This window comes from Caballeronia sp. M23-90, from assembly GCF_053574605.1.
Genome location: NZ_JBSIPA010000723.1, coordinates 1 through 2,020, shown reverse-complemented (window position 1 = coordinate 2,020; position 2,020 = coordinate 1). Strand labels below are relative to the sequence as shown.

At 58.6% G+C, this 2,020-nt stretch carries 4 protein-coding genes; all 4 read right to left on the bottom strand.

Going from position 1 to position 2,020, the window contains the following annotated elements; genetic code table 11:
- On the bottom strand, nt 1–209 hold a 209-nt coding region (locus ACRXB1_RS35165), incomplete at its 3' end, for a hypothetical protein (protein WP_449494669.1).
- Between the two features lie 235 nt (nt 210–444).
- Nucleotides 445–699: a cell division topological specificity factor MinE gene (gene minE / locus ACRXB1_RS35160; protein WP_056351927.1), complete on the bottom strand. Its 255-nt coding sequence runs from the start codon at nt 697–699 to the stop codon at nt 445–447.
- A 9-nt stretch (nt 700–708) separates the two neighbouring features.
- Nucleotides 709–1,524 (bottom strand): septum site-determining protein MinD, encoded by an 816-nt coding sequence (gene minD, locus ACRXB1_RS35155; RefSeq protein ID WP_061998812.1) that lies wholly within the window; start codon nt 1,522–1,524, stop codon nt 709–711.
- A gap of 96 nt (nt 1,525–1,620) precedes the next feature.
- Nucleotides 1,621–2,020 (bottom strand): septum site-determining protein MinC (gene minC, locus ACRXB1_RS35150; RefSeq protein ID WP_449494668.1); only part of this gene is annotated, 400 nt, incomplete at its 5' end.

The window sequence follows — 2,020 nt, the reverse complement described above, 5'->3', positions numbered from 1 at the left end:
TACTTGGCGCGCCGTTCGCCTTCTGGTTCCGGGTGGTATCGAACCGGGAAGCATTCGGTGGCGCACAGACACACGGACACGCCGCGCGCAGGCTGCGACAAGCCCTTGCGAGCGTAAAAAAAGATGACTTCAGCCGAAGCGGTTCCCGCGACAGCCGCGACACCGGCCATGACAATGGCGGCCTGGGCGATTAACAAACGAATTTTCATGATCGGCCTCCTGAGTGATTCGCCGCGTCCGTGAATCTGCGGCGATACCCAATCAATGCGCGAGGCCGCGCTTTAGCCGACACCGCCCGTGTAACCGCGATGGCTAAACTGCAACGGAATATTGATGTAATTTGCCGCTGCTCAACAACCACGGGCGCGCAAACGATAAACCGAAAAAACGCGAAAGCCGGAATCAGACATCGATTCCGGCTTTTTCATCAGCGTTCGAGTTATCTCACGCCGATGGGATCTCGATCTTGACCTCGAGCACTTCAAGATCGTCCTGACGTTCCAGGCTCACGCGAATATCGTCGCTTGAGATCTTCACATACTTGGAAATCACGGCAACGAGTTCTCGTTGCAACGCCGGCAGATAATCAGCGGCCGGCTGGCCACCCGCGCGCTCGTGCGCGATGATCAACTGCAAGCGTTCCTTCGCGACCGAAGCGGACTTCTTTTTCTCGCCCAGCAAAAACGAAAGAATCGACATTGCGTCCCCTTACTTGTTGCCGAAGATGCGTTGCAACAGACCTGGCTTCTGATAATCGGTAAAGCGCAGGGACTTCTCTTCGCCGAGAAAGCGCGAAACGATGTCCTTATACGCCTCAGCCACGTCAGTGCCATCGAGGTGCACGGCCGGCAAACCCTGGTTCGATGCATGCAGCACCGCTTCCGATTCCGGAATCACGCCAATCAGGTCGATGCGCAGGATTTCCTGGATGTCTGTGAGCGACAGCATCTCGCCTTCGCTCACGCGCTTCGGGTTGTAGCGCGTGATCAGCAGATGTTCCTTGACGGGCTCCTTGCCCTCGATTGCGCGCTTGGTCTTCGACGACAAAATGCCGAGAATGCGGTCCGAGTCACGCACGGACGACACTTCCGGGTTCGTCACGATCAACGCTTCGTCGGCGAAATGCATGGCGAGCAGCGCGCCCGATTCAATCCCGGCAGGCGAATCGCAGATGATGTATTCGAAGTCCATCGCGATCAGGTCGTTGATGACCTTTTCCACGCCGTCCTGCGTCAGCGCGTCTTTGTCGCGCGTTTGCGATGCCGGCAGGATGAACAGGTTCTCGCACTTCTTGTCCTTGATCAGCGCCTGGTTCAGGTTCGCTTCACCCTGGATCACGTTGATGAGGTCGTACACCACGCGGCGCTCGCAGCCCATGATGAGATCGAGATTGCGCAGGCCGACATCGAAGTCGATCACGGCCGTCTTGTGCCCGCGCAACGCGAGGGCCGATGAGAAACTCGCGCTGGTGGTCGTCTTGCCGACGCCGCCCTTGCCCGATGTCACCACAATGATTTTTGCCATTCCTGTACCTTGTGTTCGTCAATTAAATCCGCTGGCGTTCTGTTCGAGAGCGCGCCGTCCCCATCAGGCGCGCCTGGCTGATTCTTGTCAGGCCACTCAGGTCAGCCGCAGCGGTTCGATCATCAATTTTTCTTCGTCGAGCCAGATCTGCACCGGCTTGCCCAGGACGTCGGGGCCGAGTGGTGTTTCCGTCGTCCTGTAAATCCCGGCAATCGAAATCAGTTCCGGTTCAAGACACGTGCAGAAAATGCGCGCATCGAGATTGCCGTGCACGCCCGCGAGCGCCCGGCCGCGCAACGGCGCATAAATATGAATGTTGCCTTCCGCGATCACTTCCGCGCCGTAGCTCACGAGCCCGAGCACGACGAGATCGCCCTTCGCATAGACCTGCTGCCCCGAACGCAACGGCCGGTCGATGATCGTCGTCTTCGGCACCGGCGCGCTCGGGGCAGCAGGTCTATGCGAAGGGCGATCTCGTCGTGCTCGGGCTCGTGAA